The organism is Cohnella zeiphila (assembly GCF_014212055.1).
GTDB classification, from domain to species: Bacteria; Bacillota; Bacilli; order Paenibacillales; family Paenibacillaceae; genus Cohnella; species Cohnella zeiphila.
Map to the genome: position 1 here is coordinate 44,695 of NZ_JACJVO010000028.1, position 21,128 is coordinate 65,822.

The 21,128-nt window shown below is 58.4% G+C and carries 23 protein-coding genes, 1 pseudogene and 1 riboswitch; of the genes and pseudogenes, 18 read left to right on the forward strand and 6 right to left on the reverse strand.

From position 1 onward, the window contains the following. The first annotated feature begins 129 nt into the window (after positions 1-129). Positions 130-1,368, forward strand: coding sequence for a beta-ketoacyl-ACP synthase II (fabF, locus tag H7C18_RS21875; RefSeq protein ID WP_185131239.1), 1,239 nt, complete (start codon positions 130-132; stop codon positions 1,366-1,368). Between the two features lie 93 nt (positions 1,369-1,461). Here fabF and H7C18_RS21880 read toward each other — a convergent pair whose 3' ends face one another. Further along, positions 1,462-1,803, reverse strand: coding sequence for a winged helix-turn-helix transcriptional regulator (locus H7C18_RS21880; protein ID WP_185131240.1), 342 nt, complete (start codon positions 1,801-1,803; stop codon positions 1,462-1,464). Positions 1,804-1,945: 142 nt separating this feature from the next. Between H7C18_RS21880 and H7C18_RS21885 the strand changes: the two genes are divergently transcribed. The 3 genes from H7C18_RS21885 to H7C18_RS21895 all read left to right on the forward strand — a co-directional run bounded on the left by H7C18_RS21885 (position 1,946) and on the right by H7C18_RS21895 (position 5,434). Next, complete coding sequence (locus tag H7C18_RS21885) at positions 1,946-3,130, forward strand: MFS transporter (protein WP_185131241.1); 1,185 nt, start codon at positions 1,946-1,948, stop codon at positions 3,128-3,130. A 138-nt stretch (positions 3,131-3,268) separates the two neighbouring features. Next, complete coding sequence (locus H7C18_RS21890; RefSeq protein ID WP_185131242.1) at positions 3,269-3,739, forward strand: glutathione peroxidase; 471 nt, start codon at positions 3,269-3,271, stop codon at positions 3,737-3,739. 171 nt (positions 3,740-3,910) lie between these two features. Continuing rightward, the gene (locus tag H7C18_RS21895) at positions 3,911-5,434 is read left to right on the forward strand and encodes an outer membrane protein assembly factor BamB family protein (RefSeq protein ID WP_185131243.1); all 1,524 of its coding nucleotides are present in this window, start codon (positions 3,911-3,913) and stop codon (positions 5,432-5,434) included. On the opposite strand, the gene H7C18_RS21900 is transcribed toward H7C18_RS21895, so the two are convergent. The 4 genes from H7C18_RS21900 to H7C18_RS21915 form a co-directional block, all read right to left on the reverse strand. Beyond that, positions 5,421-5,927, reverse strand: coding sequence for a substrate-binding domain-containing protein (locus H7C18_RS21900; protein WP_185131244.1), 507 nt, complete (start codon positions 5,925-5,927; stop codon positions 5,421-5,423). The genes H7C18_RS21895 and H7C18_RS21900 overlap by 14 nt on opposite strands. Further along, on the reverse strand, positions 5,836-9,132 hold the full coding sequence (locus tag H7C18_RS21905; protein ID WP_185131245.1) for a DEAD/DEAH box helicase: 3,297 nt from the start codon (positions 9,130-9,132) through the stop codon (positions 5,836-5,838). Before H7C18_RS21905 ends, H7C18_RS21900 begins: the two co-directional genes overlap by 92 nt. Before the next feature lie 106 nt (positions 9,133-9,238). Beyond that, a complete protein-coding gene (locus tag H7C18_RS21910; RefSeq protein WP_185131246.1) occupies positions 9,239-9,910 on the reverse strand; it encodes a YitT family protein in 672 nt (223 codons plus the stop codon). A 115-nt stretch (positions 9,911-10,025) separates the two neighbouring features. Further along, the gene (locus H7C18_RS21915) at positions 10,026-10,571 is read right to left on the reverse strand and encodes a phosphatidylglycerophosphatase A family protein (RefSeq protein WP_185131247.1); all 546 of its coding nucleotides are present in this window, start codon (positions 10,569-10,571) and stop codon (positions 10,026-10,028) included. 140 nt (positions 10,572-10,711) lie between these two features. Further along, a riboswitch (Fluoride riboswitch) is annotated at positions 10,712-10,771 on the forward strand. Positions 10,772-10,803: 32 nt separating this feature from the next. On the opposite strand from H7C18_RS21915, the gene crcB reads away from it, so the two are divergent. From crcB to H7C18_RS21970, 11 genes are all read left to right on the forward strand, one after another. Beyond that, positions 10,804-11,241 (forward strand): fluoride efflux transporter CrcB, encoded by a 438-nt coding sequence (gene crcB / locus H7C18_RS21920; RefSeq protein ID WP_238357871.1) that lies wholly within the window; start codon positions 10,804-10,806, stop codon positions 11,239-11,241. 4 nt (positions 11,242-11,245) lie between these two features. Next, positions 11,246-11,611: a fluoride efflux transporter FluC gene (locus H7C18_RS21925; protein ID WP_185131248.1), complete on the forward strand. Its 366-nt coding sequence runs from the start codon at positions 11,246-11,248 to the stop codon at positions 11,609-11,611. A gap of 139 nt (positions 11,612-11,750) precedes the next feature. Beyond that, a complete protein-coding gene (locus H7C18_RS21930) occupies positions 11,751-12,176 on the forward strand; it encodes a GntR family transcriptional regulator (protein WP_185131249.1) in 426 nt (141 codons plus the stop codon). Beyond that, the gene (locus H7C18_RS21935) at positions 12,173-12,862 is read left to right on the forward strand and encodes an ABC transporter ATP-binding protein (protein ID WP_185131250.1); all 690 of its coding nucleotides are present in this window, start codon (positions 12,173-12,175) and stop codon (positions 12,860-12,862) included. Before H7C18_RS21930 ends, H7C18_RS21935 begins: the two co-directional genes overlap by 4 nt. Beyond that, a complete protein-coding gene (locus H7C18_RS21940) occupies positions 12,859-13,683 on the forward strand; it encodes a hypothetical protein (protein ID WP_185131251.1) in 825 nt (274 codons plus the stop codon). Before H7C18_RS21935 ends, H7C18_RS21940 begins: the two co-directional genes overlap by 4 nt. An 11-nt stretch (positions 13,684-13,694) precedes the next feature. Further along, entirely contained in the window at positions 13,695-14,969 is a 1,275-nt protein-coding gene (locus H7C18_RS21945; protein ID WP_185131252.1) for a hypothetical protein, read from the forward strand. A gap of 40 nt (positions 14,970-15,009) precedes the next feature. Then, entirely contained in the window at positions 15,010-15,237 is a 228-nt protein-coding gene (locus H7C18_RS21950; RefSeq protein ID WP_185131253.1) for a hypothetical protein, read from the forward strand. Positions 15,238-15,335: 98 nt separating this feature from the next. Next, the gene (locus tag H7C18_RS21955) at positions 15,336-16,178 is read left to right on the forward strand and encodes a hypothetical protein (protein WP_185131254.1); all 843 of its coding nucleotides are present in this window, start codon (positions 15,336-15,338) and stop codon (positions 16,176-16,178) included. Continuing rightward, a complete protein-coding gene (locus H7C18_RS21960) occupies positions 16,175-16,747 on the forward strand; it encodes a hypothetical protein (protein WP_185131255.1) in 573 nt (190 codons plus the stop codon). Before H7C18_RS21955 ends, H7C18_RS21960 begins: the two co-directional genes overlap by 4 nt. A 105-nt stretch (positions 16,748-16,852) precedes the next feature. Beyond that, on the forward strand, positions 16,853-17,650 hold the full coding sequence (locus H7C18_RS21965; RefSeq protein WP_185131256.1) for an ABC transporter ATP-binding protein: 798 nt from the start codon (positions 16,853-16,855) through the stop codon (positions 17,648-17,650). Positions 17,651-17,787: 137 nt separating this feature from the next. Continuing rightward, a complete protein-coding gene (locus H7C18_RS21970) occupies positions 17,788-18,888 on the forward strand; it encodes a DUF3626 domain-containing protein (RefSeq protein WP_185131257.1) in 1,101 nt (366 codons plus the stop codon). Here H7C18_RS21970 and H7C18_RS21975 read toward each other — a convergent pair. After that, positions 18,870-19,214, reverse strand: a complete 345-nt coding sequence (locus H7C18_RS21975; protein WP_185131258.1) for a YmaF family protein — start codon at positions 19,212-19,214, stop codon at positions 18,870-18,872. The genes H7C18_RS21970 and H7C18_RS21975 overlap by 19 nt on opposite strands. Positions 19,215-19,579: 365 nt before the next feature. Here H7C18_RS21975 and H7C18_RS21980 point away from each other — a divergent pair. The 3 genes and pseudogenes from H7C18_RS21980 to H7C18_RS21990 all read left to right on the forward strand — a co-directional run. Continuing rightward, positions 19,580-19,727 (forward strand): annotated as a pseudogene (locus H7C18_RS21980) (IS1595 family transposase); the annotation flags it as partial. A gap of 77 nt (positions 19,728-19,804) precedes the next feature. Then, positions 19,805-20,257 (forward strand): VOC family protein, encoded by a 453-nt coding sequence (locus H7C18_RS21985; RefSeq protein WP_185131259.1) that lies wholly within the window; start codon positions 19,805-19,807, stop codon positions 20,255-20,257. Positions 20,258-20,485: 228 nt separating this feature from the next. Then, the gene (locus H7C18_RS21990) at positions 20,486-21,043 is read left to right on the forward strand and encodes a hypothetical protein (RefSeq protein ID WP_185131260.1); all 558 of its coding nucleotides are present in this window, start codon (positions 20,486-20,488) and stop codon (positions 21,041-21,043) included. Positions 21,044-21,128: the final 85 nt, after the last annotated feature.

Sequence of the window (21,128 nt, forward strand, 5' to 3'; positions counted from 1 at the left end):
CTCCTCCGATCATCTGGATTCAGGTATTTATTATACTATGATAATTGAAAACTTGTAATAGGATATGATTCGTGTCAGGATACAAGTGTTCAAAGCTTGATCTTATGAAGAAAGCAAGGAGGAACGCATATGGAAAGAGCCGTCATTACGGGAATGGGAATCGTATCTCCGCTCGGGAACGAGGTCGAAGCTTTTTGGCGGAGGCTGAGAAGCGGAGAATCGGGCGTTTCCCTCATCGATACGTTTGATACATCGAGGTTTAAAGTGAAGATCGCCGGGCTCGTCCGGGACTTCGACGCGGAAGGAAGGTTCGGCCGCAAGGACGCGCGCCGGATGGACCGTTTCACGCAGTTTGCGGTCGCCGCCGCGGAGCAGGCGATGGAAGACGCGGGGCTGCGCCCGGACAAGCTCGACAAGGAGCGCTTCGGCGTCTACGTCGGCTCCGGCATCGGCGGCCTGCAGACGCTGCTCGACCAGGACGGGGTGCTACGGGAGCGCGGACCGGACCGGGTAAGTCCGACGCTCGTGCCGATGATGATCGCCAACATGGCTTCGGCCACGATCAGCATCCGGTTCGGCGCGCTCGGGCCGACGATGTCGCCGGTGACCGCCTGTTCGATCGGCAACACGTCGATCGGCGAAGCCAGCCGGCTCATTCGCCTCGGTCTTGCCGATGTCGTCATCGCGGGCGGGGCGGAAGCGGCGATCACGGAAATCTCGCTCGCCAGCTTCGCCAACGCAACATCGCTGGCGAACCGCAATGACGAGCCGGAGAAGGCGAGCCGGCCGTTCGACGCGCAGCGCAGCGGCTTCGTCATGGCCGAAGGAGCCGGCGTCGTCGTGCTGGAGTCGCTCTCCCATGCGAGGCGCCGGAACGCCCGGATCTACGCGGAAGCGATCGGCTATGGCGCCAGCTCGGACGCTTATCATATGGTGGCGACTCATCCGGAAGGCACCGGCGCTTACCTCGCCATGAGAGCGGCGCTTCGGGAAGCGAACCTGGAACCGGGCGACGTGGACGTGATCAGCGCGCATGCGACGGGAACGGACGTGGGCGACTTGTCGGAGACGCTGGCGATCAAGCGGCTGTTCGGACCAAGCGCGGCGAACGTTCCGGTGACGGCGAACAAATCGATGACCGGGCACATGCTGGGCGCGGCCGGCGGCGCGGAGGCGATCGCGCTCGTCAAAAGCTTGCGGGAAGGCGTCATTCCGCCGACGATCAATCAGGAGTTCCCGGATCCCGAGTGCGATCTGGATTACGTGCCGAACGAGGCGCGCGAGGCCAAGCTGGAGGTGGCGATGTCCAACTCGTTCGGCTTCGGCGGACATAACGCGGTCATCGTGCTGCGGCGGATGGCCGATTAATTCGAAAAATCGGTTGCGCCAAGCGAAATAGCCGGTCCCCTCTTTAACAAAAAGGGGCCGGCTTTTGTTTTATCGGCTCGGGAGACTTTGGATTTAGGAACGTTTCCAGCGAAGCGTCCATTTCTCCATCTCGTCCAGGACGGTTCGAAAATCTTCGCCTTTCTCCGTGAGCGCGTATTCGACCGTTACGGGAACGGTGGGGAATACCGTCCGGCGGACGACGCCGGCCTTCTCCAGATGGCGCAGCGTGTCGGTCAGCGACTGCGTCTTCACGATGGCGACGTCGCGCAGCAGCTGCTTGAAGCGCTTCGGTCCTTTGGACAGCTCCGAGATGACCAGAATCGACCATTTTGCCCCGAGCAGCTGCAATCCTTCGCAAATGAGCGGCTGCGAACCCGTAAACTCTTCTCCTTCCAGCTCATAAGCCTCATTCATAACGCGCACCTCACTTTATAAATGTAAGTAGGTCCATTCATCAGGATAATGTCAATCTCAATTGCCTTCTTACAATTATAAAGTGAAGTCCCTATAATGGCAATCAAGACGCGCGTCAAGACACGGAAGGGAAGTTGTTGTTATGAAAAATGGGATTCTCTATTTGCTTACGGCGGGCGCATTCGTCGTCGGGACGGCGGAATTGGTCGTTGCCGGCATTCTGGATCGTATCGCCGAAGATTTGAACGTGACGGTCGGCGCAGCCGGACAGCTGATCGCCGCTTACTCTCTCGCTTATGCAATCGGAACGCCGGTTATCATTGCCGCGACGTCCAGGCTCAGCCGCAACGCCTTGCTCATCGGATCGCTTGCGCTGTTCGCGCTCGGCTGCGCCGTATCGGTGGCGGCCGACGATTATGCGATCGTCGTCGCGGGCCGCGTCGTGCTCGGCGTAAGCTCCGGCATCTTCTCGGTAATCGCCTTCGGCGCCGCCGCGGAACTCGTTCCGCCGGAGAAGAGGGGGCGTGCGGTCGGCATGGTGACGCTCGGCATGAGCGCCGCGACGGTGCTCGGAATTCCGGCCGGCGTCCTGTTCGCCAATTGGGGCAATTGGCGGACGATCTTCATCTGGCTCTGCATTCTTACGCTGCTGATCATGGCGGGCATTCGCCTTTGGCTGCCGAAGCTGAAAGGAGACGCGCCCGTCCGCTTTACCGAACAGTTCCGCGTTCTTCGCAATCCCGTCATCGTCTCCGGGTTCTTGCTGTCCGGGCTGTTCACGACCAGCGCATCGTTGATGAACTCCTATCAGGTTCCCTACTTGCAGGATGTGCTTCACAGCCGCGAGAGCAGCGTAAGCGCCTTGCTCCTCGTCTTCGGCTTGTTCGGAATGATCGGCTCGCGGCTTGGAGGTGTCGCTACGGACAAAAGCGGTAGCAAGCGGATCGTCGTGCTCGGCCTCGCCGCGATCGCGGCGGCGCTGATCCTGCTGCCAGCATTGTCCGGCTCCCGGCCTCTCGGCTGGGCGACGCTTGCCGTCTGGAACGGCGTCATGTCGCTGACCATTCCGGCGGTGCTGACGTATCTGATCCAGCAGGCGCCGCAATCGGCCAACATCGTGCTCGGCTTCAACACGTCGATGCTTCACCTGGGCGTCGCGCTCGGGGCGAGCGGGGGCGGAGCGCTTCTGCAAAGCGCCGGCACCGTCCGCTACCATCCATGGATCGCCGCCGCGATCGCTCTTGCCGGCCTGGTCGCCGCCGCCGCATCTTTCGCTGCGGGGAGGAGAATGCGGCTTCGGACGGCTCGGACCGGCGAGGCGATTTGACAGCGCGCCGCAGATTGCCTAAAGTTGGATTCGGGGACATTTTCGCGGATGACAGCGGATCGCCCCGAATCCAACTGCCGGCGGTCTGACGCGCCCAATGCCGATACGCCCGCCGGACAAGCCGAAGGAGGAGCCACAATGTCCGTTTACGATTACAAAGCGAATACGATTCGCGGCGAGGAGAAGTCGCTGGAGGAATACCGCGGGAAAGTGCTGCTCATCGTCAACACGGCGAGCCAATGCGGCCTGACTCCGCAATACGAAGGGCTTCAGAAGCTATATGAGACTTACAAGGACCGCGGCTTCGTCATCCTCGGCTTTCCGAGCAACCAGTTCAAGGAACAGGAGCCGGGCAGCGAAGCGGAGATCGAGCAATTTTGCAAAGTGAACTACGGCGTGACGTTCCCGCTCTTCGCGAAGACGGAAGTGATCGGAGAGAACGCGCATCCGCTGTTCCAGTATTTGACGAGCCGGGGGCCGTCCGAACAGTACGACATCAAATGGAATTTCGCGAAGTTTCTCGTCGACAAGAACGGCAATGTAGCGGAGCGGATCGATCCGCAGGTAACGCCGGCCGAGATCGAGGACCGAATCGCCGCCTTGCTGTAACCATAAGCCGAGAGAGTACGACAGCCTTCCCGAGCGGGAGGCTGTTTTTGGTTTGCGTTAGACAAACGATGCCGGGAATCGCGCCGACCGAATGACAGGCTTTGCGGCGAATCCCCCTTACAATCTACTCGTTGGTCCGATCAGCCGACGAAGGAGAGGAACGGAAGAGGGATGAGAGAGAACAAGCATCGCCGCAACAAAAGATTCGGGCGGGCGCTTCCGCTTGCGCTGCTGCTTGCCGTCGCTTGGGAAGCGGGGCTGCCGGGAGCGGCGGACGCGGAGAACCTGATCTCGTTCAAATGGAACCGGCAGCCTCCGCCGCAGTCGTTCCCGGCCGTCTATACCGAGGTGCCGGGCGTGCTGACGTTCCGGGGTTCGGCGGACCGCGCTTCCCCGGCTTACGGAACCGTCGCCATGAAAGCGTTCCGTCCGGCGAAGGCGTGGGCCCTCAAGACGAAAGCCAGCAGCTGGGGCGGAGGAGCGGGCTGGACGGGACAGCCGGCGATCGTCCAATGGCCGCCCGACGTGCTCCGCACGATGAACGTAAAGGCGAAATTCCGGAACGAGCCGGGGTTTACCGAAGTCATCTACGCGTCGCTGGACGGATACGTCTACTTTATGGACCTGGAGTCGGGAGAAGAGAGCCGTCCGCCGATCCGGATCGGCAATCCGATCAAAGGAAGCGTGTCTGTCGACGCCCGGGGCTATCCGCTGTTATACGTAGGCGAGGGCATTCCCGAGAAAGGAACGATCGGCTTCGGCCTGTACAGCCTGATCGACGGGAAGAAGCTCTACTCCGCGAACGGTCTCGACTCCTACGCCAAGCGGGGCTGGGGAGCGTTCGACGGCTCGGCGCTGTTCAACCGGGAGACCGACTCGCTCATCGTCGGCGGCGAGAACGGGTTGTTTTACGACGTCAAGCTGAACACCCGGTACGACCGGAGCAAGGGCACGCTATCGATTCGCCCGGAAGTGAGCAAGTACAAGTACGCCGTCTCCGGCAACAAATATCAAGGAATCGAGAATTCGGTGGCGGCGGTCGGAGAGCTGGCGTTTTTCGCCGATAACGGGGGGAGCCTGCAGGCGCTGAATTTGCGGACCGGCAAGCCGGCGTGGGCGCTGCCGGCGACCGACGATACGGACGCGACGATCGTCGTCGGCGCGGAAGACGGCAAGCCGTATTTGTATACCGGAACCGAAGTCGACAAGCAAGGAGATCGAGGCTTTGCGATTCTGCGCAAGATCGACGGAACGACGGGCAGGACGGTATGGGAGAAAAAATACCTATGCTATACGCAGCGAGGCGATCATGCGGTGAACGGGGGGCTGCTGGCAACGCCGGTGCTGGGCAAAGGGGCGATCGGCGATCGCGTCGTCTTTACGCTCGCCCGCTACGGCAGCTTCGGCGGCGGATTGACGATCGCGCTGGACAAACGGACCGGAGACGAAATCTGGCGGCAGCCGATGAAGCATTACGCCTGGTCGTCGCCGGTCGACGTCTACGATAAAGACGGCCGCGCTTACCTGGTGCAGGCCGACTCGTCGGGTACGGTATCGCTTCTGTCCGGAGCGACCGGAACGACGCTGGGAAGCGTCTCGGTCGGAGCGAACATCGAGTCGACGCCGGCGGTGTTCGGCAACCGCATCGTGGTCGCTTCGCGCGGCGGTTATCTGTACGGCTTCAAGCTGGAGTGAGCCGCTCCGGGCCGAACGGCAGCGGAGCATTCGAAAGCAGATGGCTTCGCAAAAAGGCGAGCAGCTTGCCGCCGGCCGAAGCGAGCGGGTAGGCTTCCGCCTTGTAGAGGAAGCCGCAAGCGATCGACGACGCGTTTCCGAGAAACGGCCGGGCCGCCGTTCCCGAAGGCAGGGCGTCCAGGGCGACCAGCGGCGCCAGCGCGACACCGAGCCCGGCCGCGACATACAAAGGGAGGGCGGTCATGCTGCCGATCTCCATCATGGAGACGGCGCTTCCGCCGGACTCCTGCAGCTCCAGCTCGAGCTTGCGCCGGTAAGGGCAAGACGCCGAAGTGACGAGCAGCCGGTGTCCACGAAGATCGTCCGCGCGAATCTCCCCGCGTTCGGCCAGACGATTTAACTTATAGAAGAGGCTCGTGGACGTAATCCGGAAGCGACAGAAGCTCGCGAATGTCGGCTTCGGTCCAGGAAGCGGGGCCATCGTGGCCGGCATCGACGATCTCGCCGACCAGGTCCAGCTTGCGCCGGTGCAGCTCGTCCATCTTCTCCTCCAAGGTGCCGCGGGCGACCAGACGGATGACCTGCACGACGTTGCGCTGGCCGATCCGGTGGGCCCTGTCCGCGGCCTGACGCTCGACGGCCGGGTTCCACCACAGATCGTACAGAATGACGGTGTCGGCGCCGGTCAGGTTGAGGCCCGTACCTCCGGCTTTCAAGGAGATCAGGAAGACGTCCCGCTCTCCGTCGTTGAAACGGCCGCTCATCTCCACCCGTTCGAGCGCAGGCGTGCTTCCGTCCAGGTAGAAGAAAGGAACGCCGCGAACGCCCAGCTCGCGGCCGATTCGATCCAGCATCGAGGTGAACTGGGAGAAGACGAGCATGCGTCTGCCCGCGTTCCGGCCTTCCTCGACCGTCTGCAGGAGCTGCTCGAACTTGGCCGAGCCGCCTTGGTAGCCTTCCACGAACAAGCCGGGATGGCAGCAGATCTGGCGCAGCCGGGTGAGGCCGGCAAGGATGCGCAGCCGATTCTTGCGCAAGCCGTCCTCGTCGTTCAGATGCTTCAGCGTCTCTTGGCGAAGCATCGCCAGATGGGCGGCATACAGCTTCTTCTGTTCCGGAAAAAGCTCGGACGGCAGCACGGTCTCGATCTTGTCCGGCAGCTCCGTCAGCACGTCGGCCTTTCGCCGTCGCAGCAAGAACGGGCGTATCCGCTTCGCCACCGTCTCGCGCGGCCATTCGGCGAACGCTCTGCGGCCCGGTAGCAGTCCCGGGAATACCGCCTCGAAGATCGACCGCAGCTCGTCCAGCGAGTTCTCGATCGGCGTGCCGGTCAGCGCGAAGCGGTGCCGGGCCGGGATCGCCTTGACCGCGCGGGCGGTGCGGGTGGCGAAGTTCTTGATCGTCTGCGCCTCGTCGAGAATAAGCGTATGGAACGTACGCTCCGCATACAGAGCATTGTCCTGGCGCAGCGAAGGATAGGACACGATGACGGTATCCAGCGACCCGGCATCGGCCAGCGCCAGCCGGCGCTGCGCCGCGGTACCGGCGATGACGGCGGCGCGAAGCCGCGGGGCGAAGCGCCGGAGTTCGCCGAGCCAGTTGTACAGCAGCGAAGCGGGCGCCACGATTAGCGCCGGCTGCCGAGCCTCGCGGATTTGCGGCAGGACGGAGACGAGGAAGGCGATCGTCTGCACCGTTTTGCCGAGCCCCATCTCGTCCGCCAGAATGCCTCCGAAGCCGTAACGGGCCAGCGTCTTCATCCAGCGGTAGCCGTATTTCTGGTAATCGCGCAGCACACGGTCCCATTCGGCCGGAACGGGTTCGTCCGAACGGTCGGGGTTGCGCAGCCGGTCCAGAAGCTGCCGCAGCGCAGGACCCAGCTTGACAATGTCCGTCCGCTCCTGCTCATCAAGCAGAGGCAGCGCACGAATCAGCGGAAGGCGTCCCGCCGTCAGCAGTCCGGCTTCCCCGCGCACCCCCAGCTCGTTCGTCAGCCGAACGAGCTCTGTGAGCTCTTCGCCGTCCAGCGGCATCAGCGCCCCCTGCGGAAGCTTGTAATATTTGCGCTTGTCCGCGATAGCCTTGACGATGCCGCGAATCTCCTTCTCCGGAATCCCGATCAGCTCGAAGCGAAAGTCAAGCCAGTCCGTACGCTGATCCCACTCGATGCGGATCGTAGGGAGCGACTCCGGGACGAAGAGCCGTTCCTTGACGGCGGATGTGGCGTGCACCTCCAGCAGCTTCTCCAGCTCGGGAACGACTCGATGCAGGAACTCGAACTCGTCCTCCTCGTGATGCCAGAAGTAGCCGCTCTCGGTTCGGCCCGGATGGCCCCGTTCCATCAGCTCGAGTATGAGCTGTTCGCGCTCTCCGTCCCGCATCAGGATGCGGTCGGCGCCGCGATGGCGGTCCGCGCTCTCGAGCGGATTGACGAAGATGTCGCCGTATTGGAACTCGAGCGCCGCGAGCAGCCGGTCTTTGACCCGGTCCAAGTAAAGCTTGGCCTTCAATGGCGTCTTGATCATCCGTTCGGCGACGGACTCGGCGATGCGGACCGTGCCCAGCTTCCGCAAAGAAGGAACGGCCTGCTCGGCGAAGGCGACGAGCTGCCATTCGGACAGCCGGATATGCGAATCTCCTTCCGGCGGCAGCCTTCGCTTCAGCTCCGCGATCCGTTTCGAAGCCGCTTCCGGCACCTCCAGCAGCTTGTCCTCCCAAAGCGCCGCCCCGTATTCCTCCAGAACGGTAAAAGCGGAAAGTCCGCGAACGTCCAGCCGATACCCTTCCGTCCCGTCCCGGTCCAGGTCGAAGTGCAGCGGAACGGCTTCGTCCGACAGCCGGAAGCCGGCGAAGACGCGGCCGCCGTGGGCAAGCTTGACGGCGGCAGCCTCGGCCAGCAGCGGAGCCAGCTGCCGCCAGCCGTCGGGCGGAACGAGCAGGAGCCGGTCGCTGCCTGCCGTATCGCGCGGGGACGGAACGAGGGAGGACGCCTCCCGGAACATCCGCTCGCTGCGCGCGATCTCCGACAGCAGCCGCAGGATGGCTTCGTCCTCGGGCGGAAGGCCTTGACGCCGCGGGTCGTACGAGAAGCTGTCGGATACGGGATACGCCTCGCCGCGGGACGCCCGCTCCAGCCACTCGGCCATGCGGGGGACGGAATCGAGCCGTTCCGTTCCGAGCTTGACGCCGATGCACATTTTGTATTTCTGCGGTCCGTACACGACCGCCTGGCAGAGCCATTCCGCGCGCAACGGTTCTCTTGCGTCGAAGAGCGCTGGAGAGCGAAGCGGCTCGTCCGTCGGCGCCGATCCGAACCAACCGAGCAGCTCGTCGGTCATGGCAAGCTCCCCGGTATCCCGATCATCGGGCCGCTCCCGCAAAGCCGGGTCGGCGTAACGGATCAGCGAGCTGCCGAACCGCTGGACATCGAGCAAGTTCAGCAATACGGCTGCGATATGCGAACAATAGGAATCGTAAGAGCGAAGGGAAGGGCAGGAGCAGGAGGCGCTCGTCTCGTCCCCGGAAGCGGCCGCGACGGTCACGCGATACTCGGTCTTGCCGGAGACGATCGCTTCGCAGGCGGACGACGCCTTGTCATAGCGGGTGAAGGCGACCTTGTTCGCCCGGTAGTAGGCCAGCCCCCGCTCGTAAGCGATGCGGCCGCACAGCGTCTTGATCTTACCCAGCGTCCATTGCATCGTGCGCGCCTCCCCTGCGTCATTTCGGTTTATTTCGGTTTTTTGCCCGGATCGGCGTTGCCTGGCCGATGCTTGTCATTCAAGAATATCGTAACCGAAAGGAACGTCAGTTCGCAAGCGAATCCGGACGGCGGAGCGTAAACAGGGTCGTGACGGTCGCCGCCGCCAAAATCATGATCAGCGAGAGCGTCACGGGCTCGTCCCGGACGACGAAAGCGCCGGACAGCACGATCAGCAGGTCGAGCGCGTAGATGACGACGCCGACGTTGACCGACAGCTTCTCGGACACGAGCAGGCCGAACAGGTCGGTTCCTTCGGCGCTGACGTGATAGCGGAGCATCATTCCCGCGCCGGTCCCCACAAGCGCGCCGCCGACGAACGATCCGGTTAACGGGCTAAGCGGCAGAGCCGCTCCGTATGTCGGCAGGAACCGGTGCATCCAGTCGATCAGGAAGAACGAGACGCTCATCCCGAGCATGCTGTTGAAAAAATACGTCCGCCGGCAAAACCACGCATACACGTAAATCGGTATGCTCAGGGCGAACGCGGTCCAGCCGATTTTCCAGCCCCACAAGTAGTTCAGAATGAGCGCGATCCCGATGAAACCGCCGTCCAGAAGCCGATTGGGCACCAGAAAGAGATGAATCCCCATCGCGAGCGATAAGGACCCGAGCAGAACGGCGGCGAGTTTCCGATAAATGGCCATCACCTCGAAATCCCGATCAAACGAACTCCCGCCAACCGTGGTCGGCTGGCGGGAGTATCGGCCTTGCGGCATGAAGGCGAACTCCATCGCCCGTGGCTTGTATCCAATGTATGCGGCGGAGCGGGAGTTATGACCGGGAATGTCCAAAATGGATGGCCGCCGAAAAAGCCCGGGCTCTAGCGGCGAGTCAATCGGCTTGGCTGCCGGTTTCCCCGGCGCTCAACTGCTGCGCTTCTTCTTCGCTCCGGTACCGGTGGGCGATCCGCCCCGCGGCGGCTGCCGCGACGGCGCCGACGAGATCGTCCAGGAACGTATGGACTTTTCCGGTCGACTTGTCGTTCAAGTGCTGCAAGATGCCGTGCTTGAGCTTGTCGATATATCCGTAATTCGTATAACTGATGCTTCCGTACAAGTTCAGGATCGACAGCGCCAATATTTCGTCGATGCCGTACAGGCTCTCGTCTTTCTCGATGATCTGCTGCAGCGGGGATGCGAGCTGCTTTCTCTCCGCAAGCAGGTCCAGTTCGATTCCCGTAAGAATCGCGTTCTGCACTTCCCGCTTCTCGAGAACTTGCTCCACGTTGTGAACGCAGCGTTCCAGATCCAGATTGGGAACGTAAGGTTTCTGCAGGAACAGCGTCAACTGGGCGATATCTTCAAGAGTTACGCCGCGATCTTGCAGGGCTTGCAGGGTAGCTTGCTTCAATTCGGAGCTGAAGACGAACGGAGCCATGGTTCAAACCTCCTTGGAATCGAACGGGACGTGAGTCCCCCTGAAATATAAGGGATGGCCATCCCCCTTGTCAATTTGCCCGCAGCGGAGGCGGCGGGAATGCCATTGACGCCGGTCCCGCCGTGGAGTAAAATAGCAGAAGTCGAATAGGCGATGGAGTTCGCCATAACTGCCTTCGGGCTAATGACTCCTACCAGCGTATGAGCGTTATCGTTGGTAGGAGTCTATTTTTTTGGCCTCGCAGGCGGACAACTTGTCGGGAGGGATCGGAATGAACGCGGCTGCCGTAGGATTTTTCGGCGCGATCGGCGCCTTGCTTCGTTACGGAATAGGACGCTATGTCGGCGGATGGTGGATGTCGTCTTTTCCGCTGGGCACGTTAGGGATCAACTTCGCGGGCTGTCTGGCGCTCGGCTGGTTCTCCAGTTGGGCCGCCGCGCAAAAAAGACTGCCCGCATGGCTGCGGACGGGAATCGGCACGGGGCTGATCGGCGCTTTTACGACGTTCTCCACATTCAGCGTGGAGACGGTCGGATTGGTGCGGGACGGGCTGTGGGGGATGGCGGCTCTTTATATGATGCTGAGCGTGATCGGCGGCTTCGCGCTCGCATGGGCCGGCTACGAACTGTACCAGGCTCAAGTCCGGCAGCGGGAAAGGAGGGCGAGTTGACTTCATGGCTCATTGGATCTGGGTGGCGTTAGGCGGCATTCTCGGCGCGTTGGCGCGCTACGGTCTCAGTACCTGGGGCGTCCGAAAATTCCCGTCGCTGCTTCCGCGTGCGACGCTGTTCATCAACTTGTCCGGCTCCTTCCTGCTCGGAATCCTTCTGGGATCAGGCGCGAGCGAACCGTTCTATTTGTTCGCGGGGACCGGTTTTATGGGGGCGTATACGACCTTTTCCACCCTGAACGTGGAGATCGTGCAGCTGATGAAAAAGAGGGAAGGGCGAGTGCTCGCCCTCTATGCGACGTCCAGCTACGTGCTGGGGATCGCGCTTGCCTTCGCCGGAGACTACATCGGGACGCTGGTGCGAGGGTAAGGGGATGAGGCGGAGAGGGGCGCGGGAGCTCTCCGTCTGTATTCCATGTCTTGACAAATCAAGTGTGTGAAGGGCATAATACGCTCATGGTGTATGAACCACTTAGTACATACACTTGGAAAGGATGCGATCGGAACCCATGGGAACGAGCGACGGATGGACGGAGATCGTCTTCAACGGCCGCGATCCGGTCTATTTGCAGGTCATTCGGCACTTCAAGGAGAGAATTGCGACCGGCCGGCTGCTGCCGGGACAAACGATCCCGTCCCGGAGAGAAGCGGCTGCGGCGCTGAAAATCAATCCCAATACGGCGCAGCGAGCTTATAAAGAAATGGAGGAACAACGGTTGATCGTGACGGAAGGAAACTCCCCGAGCCGAATTACGCAGGACGCCGAGGTGCTTCGCTCGATTCGGTCGGAGTTGGTCGGCAGCGCGGTGGGCGCGCTCATCGCCGCGATCCGGAATCTGGACGTGCCGGTCGAGGAACTGCTTGCTCACGTGCGCAGGGAATACGAAGCGTCGCGAGCGTCGAAGGAGACTGGAACGGAGGAGGAAGCGCCATGATCGAAGTGGAGAACGTACGCAAGCGGTATCGGCGGCGTTGGGTGCTGGACGGGCTCAGCTTCCGTGCCGAGAAAGGAAGGATCACCTGCCTGATCGGCTTGAACGGAGCCGGCAAGTCGACGGCGCTCAAGGCGATGATGGGCCTCACGCCGTATCAGGAAGGGAGCATCCGGTTGGAAGGGATGGCGCTCGACAAGCGCAGCTATGAGCGAATCTCGTTCGTACCCGATCATTTGCCGATGCCGTCAGCGATGAAGCTGGGGGAAGGGCTGCAGTTCATGGCGGATTTCTATGCCAGCTGGAATGCGTCGAGGGCCCGGGAGCTGATGCATTTTTTCGATTTGAACGAAGGGGAGAGAGTCGGCAATTTATCCAAAGGGACGGCGGCCAAGTATAATCTGGTGCTCGGTCTCGCGCCGGATACGGATTATGTGCTTATGGACGAGCCGCTCTCGGGCATCGACGTCTTCAGCCGGGAGACGGTGGCGTCGGTCTTCTCCAGCGAATGGCTGGAAGGGCGCGGGGTTCTGCTGACGACGCACGAGATCGCCGAGATGGAGCACCTGATCGATCATGCGGTGCTGCTCAAAGGCGGCCGGACGGTTCGCTCGTTCGACTGCGAGCGGGTCCGGGACGAGGAAGGCAAATCGGTGCTCGATCTGATGCGGGAGGTGCTGCTCGCATGATTCGCTACGGGAAGCTCGTCCATATGGAGGTTCGCCGTTTTCGGTATTTTCTGCTGGGGATGATGGGGTTGACGTTGGTCGTACAAGTCGCGGCTCTGATCTGGAAAACGACGGGCGAGGTGCACCGGCTTCGCGCCGGCGGGGCGCCCGTGCCGTTTTTCGGCTTCGACAAGCTCACGTTTACCTGGGCGGTCTTCAACACGCAGGCGATGTTCGCGCTCCCGATTCTCGTCAGCGCGGCGGGATTGGCTTTGTACGTCTTTCTGATCTGGTACCGGGACTGGCTCGGCCGCGGCACGTTCGCTTATCGGCTGCTGATGCTGCCGACCGCCAGGCGGAATCTGTACTTGGCCAAGCTTACCGCCATTCTGCTGTTCGTGTTCAGCTTGCTTGCGTTTCAACTTTTGGCGCTGCCGATCGAACAAGGAATCTTTAACTTGATCGTGCCCGCCGAGATGCGGATGGATTCCTATTTTACCGATATCATTCAAGCCAATCAGGCGTTCTCCCTGCTGCTGCCATTGAGTGGCGCGCAGTTCTTGTATCAGTATGGGCTTGGCGTCATATGCATATTGGTGGCATTCACGGCTGTACTTCTGGAGAGGAGCTTCCGCTTCTGGGGCATCGGCTATGCCGTTATCTACGCGACAGCTTGCATCGCTGCTTTCGTCGTTCCGTTATTGACCCTCGGATTCGATCGGGATGACGCCTATTTGTATCCCAAGGAGATCTTTGGCATCCTTACGGCGGTCATCATGGTCGTCGCGGCCGCATCGATCGGACTTGGCTTCCGGCTGCTGAGCAGGAAAATCACGGTGTGAGGGGGATGAGGATGAAAAGAACGAGATACGCGCTGACCGTCGTCCTCTGTCTCTTCGCGCTGGGGACGCTCGGCTACTATTACGCTTTTGCGTCCGACGAACGGCTGCCTCCTTTCCAACTCGTCACGGTCGAGGGGGATGCGAAGGAAGGGGCGGCGCTGGAGTTGTCCGGCACGTACGGGGGCCGAATGTATTCGAAGCCTCTGATCGTTACGACAGAGGGAAGTGTTTACAGACTCCAGGAAACGTTGGCAGAGGCCGTTCTGGATTCGCGTTCCTGGCTGCTGGAATTGCCGGGGCTGAAGGAGATTCGCAAGGAGCATCCGAATTTCATGCGCGGCAAAAGCTCGACGTCGGGCTGGTACGAAGACGAAGAGAAGCTGATCTACGCTGACGCCGTTGTCTCAGGCGGACAGTCCCGAACCGCTCGGCTGGATGCCGATCTCCTTGACTTGAAGTCCGGGAAGACGTCTCGATTCTCGGTTCCGCTGCCCGATCAAAAGTATGATTTCGCCTACACGGAGGACGTTCAACTAGTCGGAGATCAGCTTCACGTGCTGGTCGCCCAGCGGAAGCTGGAAGCGGGTTCGGCGAATTTGCCTACGGTTTATGTGGATTACGTGCTGAATCTATCGGACGGAAGTCTGATAGACCGCAAGAAGCTGGCGTTTGATTGGAAAACAACTCCGGGAGCGTCTCTTCAGATCAGCGTCGTCACGGAAGGAATGGCAACGGCTCCATCCGATTCCGTGATCCTTCAAATAGATGAAATCATGCAAAAGCAGGTCAGCGAACATGTTGCCGCCGAATTAAAGTTATTGAACGAAAAGCTAGTCTCTTATTCCTACTCGACGGACGAAATGAAGGAGCTGCCCTCTTTGTTCAAGCCAGGTGACGAACCTTATAGGGTCTTCAACACGTTAGACGGTAACGTTCTTACCTCGTTGCGGCCCGACGACGACGCTGACCAGCTCGAATGGACCCGGACGGACTTGACGACGGGCAAGCAGTTGGCTAGCTTAAGCGTGACGGGCGAGCAATTAGGCGCGCAAGATATCGGGAGCTCGTTCGCCGTCGACGGGCGGATTTACGTTCTGCTGTATCCCACGCGGCTCAACGTGCCGGAGAGCATGCAGGATGATGGCGAACCAACGATGGCCGCCGTGCTGGACGCGGACAGCGGGAAGGTGCTCTACCGGGGCAAGGTCGTCAGCGTGGACCCCAAACGGAGCGCAGAGAAAGAGCTGAAGCAGCTTCAGCTGAATAACCTGAATCGCCGTGAATAAGCGCAGGCCTGATCTGACGTCGGCGCGGCGGACAGCCGACTTGCTGCGAAGCCATGAGCTGGAAGCTTACCGGACGGCGTACTATTTGCTTCAGGACGAGACGAAAGCTTTCGAGGCGGCGCGGCGAGCGCTGCTCTCTTTCATCAAGATGACGCCCAAGTTGGCAGAATGGACCGATGCGGAGCGGCAGGCGGCCGTGAACAAAGCCGCGTTGAGAGAATCGCTGACGCTCGTCCGCGAAACGCTTTCGGATCGGCTGCAATCGTGATCTCGACGACCGCCGCATCACGTCGGCCGCCATTTTCCCATGGCTCCGCTTTCCAGATTCCGTTATAATACCCTATACGAATGGATAGGGGGAGGACGATGAGCGCGAGAAAAAAGGCGGGAGCGGTCTACCTGGCCGTGGCGGCGCTCGTTCTGGCCAGCTGGATTGGCAACATCTTCGTCTATCGCGGCAACCAGCTGCCGGCAGGCGGATTTCTTCGCCATTATATCGAAGCGCCGGATAGCGGCGGATCGTTCAACCTGCTGTACGTGGCGAATCGCCAGGACAACCGTCAAGTCGCCAGCGTTTTCGTTGAAGATGTGCCCGGTCTCAGATTCTATCAACCGGCGATTCAGACGGAGATGCGGTATCAGAAGATTTACCGGATTATGGCTCAGATCGACCCGCTAGGGGAGAAGTCCGAGGGAGAGCAAGACCCGATCGTGATTCACTCGGTCAAAGTGCAGTACACCGACGGAACGTCATCGAGAGAGGACATTGGGGAGATTCGGATTTTCCGGCAGACGGCTCCCTCTTCCGGCGAAAAAAGTCCGATCTCTTCCCTGTCCAGCTCGTCTTCCTCGGACGGTACAGGTACCGCTTCGATGACCGTGAAGCGCCCGGTCACGCTGACCGGCATCTCGTCCGCGTGGTTGCCGGTGCTGGGGAATGCTTTCGAGTGGCAGGCGAACGCTTCCGGGAAAAAACTCGACTTGCCGGCGAGTCTGACGGCCAAACAATCTTTAACCGTTTCTTATCAATTCCACCTTCCCGAAGACAACCCATTGAGCATGAACGTTTACGAACTGATGCTTAAGATGACGTTTCAGGAGGATAGCGGGAAGACGTATGACGGGACGTTGATCGCCGAACATGTTCCCTACCCTTCCGAGGCGGAGATGCATGCTTATGTCCGGGCCCAGAGGAGGGAGAAGGCATGAGAGCCGCATATTCCCGCTTGGCCTGGGGGCTGGCGTTGGAACTGATCGACATTCGCATTCAACATTTCGATATCTTGCCGGACGTGCTGGGGTATCTGCTCATCATGATCGGATTATCCGGTATTCAGCCGCAAAGCAAGCTGTTCAGGGTCGCTTGGGGAACGGCCGGCGTACAGCTGCTGATCTCGATTCCGCAACTGATCGGGCGGTTGCCGTCGAGCCTGAGCCTGTTTCCCGGCGAATCCTCGGGGGTCAATGATATGATCGTGTCGAACGTCGGGACGCTGCTGGATTTGGTCATGATGTACGGCATTTGCATCGGTATTCGCGAAAAGGCGTTGTCGGCAGAGGTATGCGGAGACTTGGCCCACATGGCCTTGCGGGTGTGGCAAGCGGTGTTCGGTTTCGGCGCGGCGATGCTGATCTTACTGCCCTTTGCATTGAATGCAGGACTTGTAACGGGCATGCTGTTTCTTTTCTTCGGACTCGGTGACTTCATTGCCAGCCTGTGGGTCATCGCGCTCGTACGGAAGACGGACAGGATGTTTGCCGTTCCGGACCGATTGTGATTGTTGCAGGCCTACCGAGCAAGATTGGGGAGGACGACTCGCCGGTTGTTTGCTACAATGGAGAAAGTCTTATTTCTTAATTAGCAACCGGCGAGGTACTCGAATATGGAAACAGATCAACAACCGGTCATCGACATTCAAGGCGTTCACTGGAAAACCGGGACGCTGCATTTGCTCAAAGACATTCATTGGCGGGTAGGCGAGCAAGAGCACTGGGCGCTGCTCGGTCTGAACGGATCGGGCAAAACGACGCTGCTCAACATGATCAACGGATACATCTGGCCGACGAAAGGCTCGGTAACCGTGTTGGGCCACAAGTTCGGGGAAGTCGACCTGCGGGATCTTCGCAAGACGATCGGCTGGGTCAGCTCTTCGCTGCAAGAGAAGCTGTACGGCACGGACAAGACGCAGTACGTCGTCATCAGCGGAAAATACGCGACGATCGGGCTTTACGAAGAGCTGCTCGAGGAAGACCTGCAGCTTGCGGAAGAGCTGATGACCCGGCTCGGCTGCGTTCATCTGTGGAACCGGGAGTTCCGGACGTGCTCCCAGGGCGAGAAGCAGAAGCTGCTCATCGCCCGGGCTCTCATGGCCGAGCCGCGGATTCTCATTCTGGACGAGCCGTGCAACGGATTGGATTTGTTCTCGAGGGAGCGGCTGCTGGACAGCATCCATGATCTGGCCGTCAGCGAGCGTTCGCCGACGCTGCTCTATGTAACGCACCATACGGAGGAAATTTTGCCGATCTTCGGCCATTCGCTGCTGCTGCGCCGCGGAGAAGTATTCGGCAGCGGCGAGACGAGCCGAATTTTGACGACGGAGACGCTGAGCGACTTTTTCGAGACGCCGGTCGTTGCCGAATCGCATCGGGAGCGGGTGTACGTGAGGGTCGGCGAGGCGTAAGAAATGACTTGCCGAGAGAAAAGCCTGCAGCTTTGCCAAATTTTTCGGCGAAGGTGCAGGCTTTTTTTCGTTTGGATTTGCTCTGGTTCGTTCTCGAAGCGCTATGCTATCATGGTTGAAAATGGAGGTGACCGGCCATGGCCGTCCAACTGTCGAGCGCCCAACGGTTCGCGATCGATCATGTCTCCGAATACGCCGGAAGCCATAAGGATGAGGCTCTGCGATCGATCCGGGAAATATTGGCGATGTCCGACATCGCCTCCCATTCGTTCGAAGAAGCTGTCGCCATCGTCAAAACGCACGCTCGGGTCGCCTTGCATTTTCACCCGGACCGTCCGGATTCGCGGATGAAGAGCGTGGCGGAGGCGCTGCTGGAGCATGGGATCTACAAGAGCCAGTTCGAGACGCAGCTGTCGAACGGCAGCCTATCCGCCTATCCCGGAGGAGACCGGGATCTGTGGGAGAGGAGATTGTTCGGGGGAGCCTATCAAGCGGACGGTGTCGCTGCCGGCGAGCGCCCCAAGTACGGGGCACTCGACCTGATGCTGCATCCAGACGGCCCTGCCCCGAGGTTCGGTTCGTGCTATTTCCTGTTGTCTCCGGCCGTCTCGAGGCGCTGTACCTTCACCTACTCCGATTCGCATCAAGGTCCGAAGGAGAGGGGAACCTGGGCGGAATGGGACATGATTCTCTCCGCGCTTCTGCAGGACGCTTTTTTCCGGGACTTCGCGATCGGAGAGAAGGAACTGACGCCGCGCAAATGGATCGAGCACGCGCGAACCAGACTCGCTCAGCCTCTTCCAAACCGCGCGGGACGCGAGCCCAGCCGCAACCTCAACCACTATATTGAAGCCCAGGTTCATGGCGATGTCTCGCTTCAGGACGACGTCGACGCTCTGGTGGCGGACCCTTCGTTCCAGAATACGCCGACAGGCCATACATTGGAGCAGCTGTGCCGGCGTTACTCCATCGCGCTCTATTGGCATATGGGCTTTCAATTGAGAGCCTCCGACGTCCCGACCGATTTCAGAGGACCGGCCATGCCCTCTCTGGCTCAACGCGTGGCACGCGGCGGCATGATCGACGCAAGCGCGATCGGCGAAGCCGTCCGGGACTTGCGCCGCAACCCCGCCGCCTGGTCCGACCGCGGAACGCCCGCCGAATCGCTCCAACAACTAAAGCTTCTTTGGCACGTTTTGGTGCGCTTCGGCGGGGCTTTTTATACAAGCGGTTGCTGAATTAAGGTAACGAAATTGAACTGATGAACATGACCGTCATTTCGCGTCGTCATTCCGGTTACGAAGTGTACGTGTTTACCATTGCCTACAGGAATGGCAGGTCCGGTTCTGATTTTTTTGAGATTATGAAAATGGTTCAAGAAATCGGTGTGCGTAAGATCAATTTCATGGACATGGCTGTTGCCTACTCTGATAGCTTGGCCCGTAACACCTGCAAATCGATGATTATGTCTGTCTGCTCCTTGTTCTGCCAATTTGGTACTGCCTTCAAATTCATGGACATGTCTTTGTCTGGATTTTTTGACAGCTTTCGTTTGTTTCCTCAAGTGTGGCTGCCTCCCTTTGGGTAGATAATAATAAATTATTAACTCGGAAAAAAAGCGTGTTGGTCAGATGTCCAGTGTATGTAATAAGGCTGAAGGGATGCTTTTGAAGGCTTGCCTTCATTTCTGGATACTTAAAAAGCCTCCTAAAGTTAAATTAGGAGGCACTTCATTCCTTGCAATTGCCGGAACGAGTTGTTCATATTGATGATGTACCCTGCGTTCCTTTCGACGAGGGGGAAGCTGACTGTCAGTTTAAACCGCTGCGATTCAACCTTTCAACGGGAATTGAATTTACCTTTTTCAGTTAAATTTCGTTGTGGATATTTGATATATACGAACTAATGTTCTATAATTAGGTAAGAGAGTCTGTTGTGCGATTTGGGAAGTACGCTGTAAAATCCCGTACTGGAGAGGTTAAACGTCAACGTCAACGTCAACGTTACCGTTGCAAGTCCTGTCGCCAAACGTTCAATGTCCTTACAAGTTACCCCTTTGAAACGAACGAGGAGACCTTGTGAATCGTTTGGAAGGAATTAGTAATTCTTGATAGAATAAAGGTAATAAATTTGTACACACAAGGAGATAAAACTATGGCAAATAACAAATTACTAAGAATGGACAATGTTGGAATCGTTGTAGAATCCCTTGATGACGCAATCTCTTTCTTCGAGGAGATTGGCCTGAAGCTCGAAGGACGAGCTACTGTCGAAGGTGAATGGGCTGGCCGCGTAACCGGGCTGGGTTCACAGTGTGTAGAGATTGCTATGATGGTTACACCGGATGGCCACAGCCGACTTGAACTTTCGCGATTTCTCGCCCCGCCTACTATATCAGATCACCGAACTGCTCCTGTAAATGCCCTCGGTTATCTACGCGTCATGTTCACCGTTGAAGACATTGACGAAATGGTATCCAGACTCACTAAGTTTGGTGCTCAGCTCGTTGGCGAAGTGGTTCAGTACGAGGACTCGTACCGGCTCTGCTACATTCGTGGAAAGGAAGGACTTCTAATCGGTTTGGCGGAACAACTCGGCAATAAATAAGTGACGTTTAAAAGAAGACTTAACTGAAATATACATTCACGCTCCGGGTCTGGGCAACCTTCTGCCCCGGAAACAAGGAACGAGGAAGTCATTGCCGGGACACATCCGCACCGACTAACCGCATCGCGGCCGGCAGCAAGCCGCCTCTTCAACGAGGCGGTTTTCTTATCGTAAAAATCAACGTCAGGATTTAAAGTCAATTTCTTTTACACTCTTAAGGAGGCCAACATGGAAATCGATTGGATAAATACAAGGTTCAAAGAATCAAAAAGGATATTGGATTCTGACTGGCAAGCCTATGAATCAAAATTAAGAGGTGAAAGGTTGAAGCTATTTATTTCTTTAGTTTCCAGAAAAGCACTGATTGCCTTTCTAGCTGCGACATCCTCCGGCATCCTTATTTCTATGGGGGCCTTAATTTTTAGCATTAGCTCTGAGCCACTTCAAATCAAAGATCTTCTTTTTAATATGCTATTTCCATTTTTTTTAGCTTTTGATTTTTTAGGACCAGGTTTTTTAGTAATTGCGTTAGTGCTCTCATTACCGGTAGAGTTATTGCTGTTCAAAGGGATACATAAAATGCATTTGATCAACAGAGTAGTAACCTTAATCTTAATCTACGGATTAGGTAGCATACTTATTTTAAATATCTCCAGGATTATCATCTGGGGTTCAGAGTGGGAGTGGTTGTATCCTACTGATCTAATAACTGGGGAATTCTACTTGCTCGTATTATGGCTTTACAATAAATATCGTAATAATTCTTTGTATGATGATGAAAACTAACTCCGTTCGACCCGGCCCTTGACTTAAAGTCGACTTTAAGATTTATACTTTGATCGTTCATCATTTGAACATCATTCTTCATTGC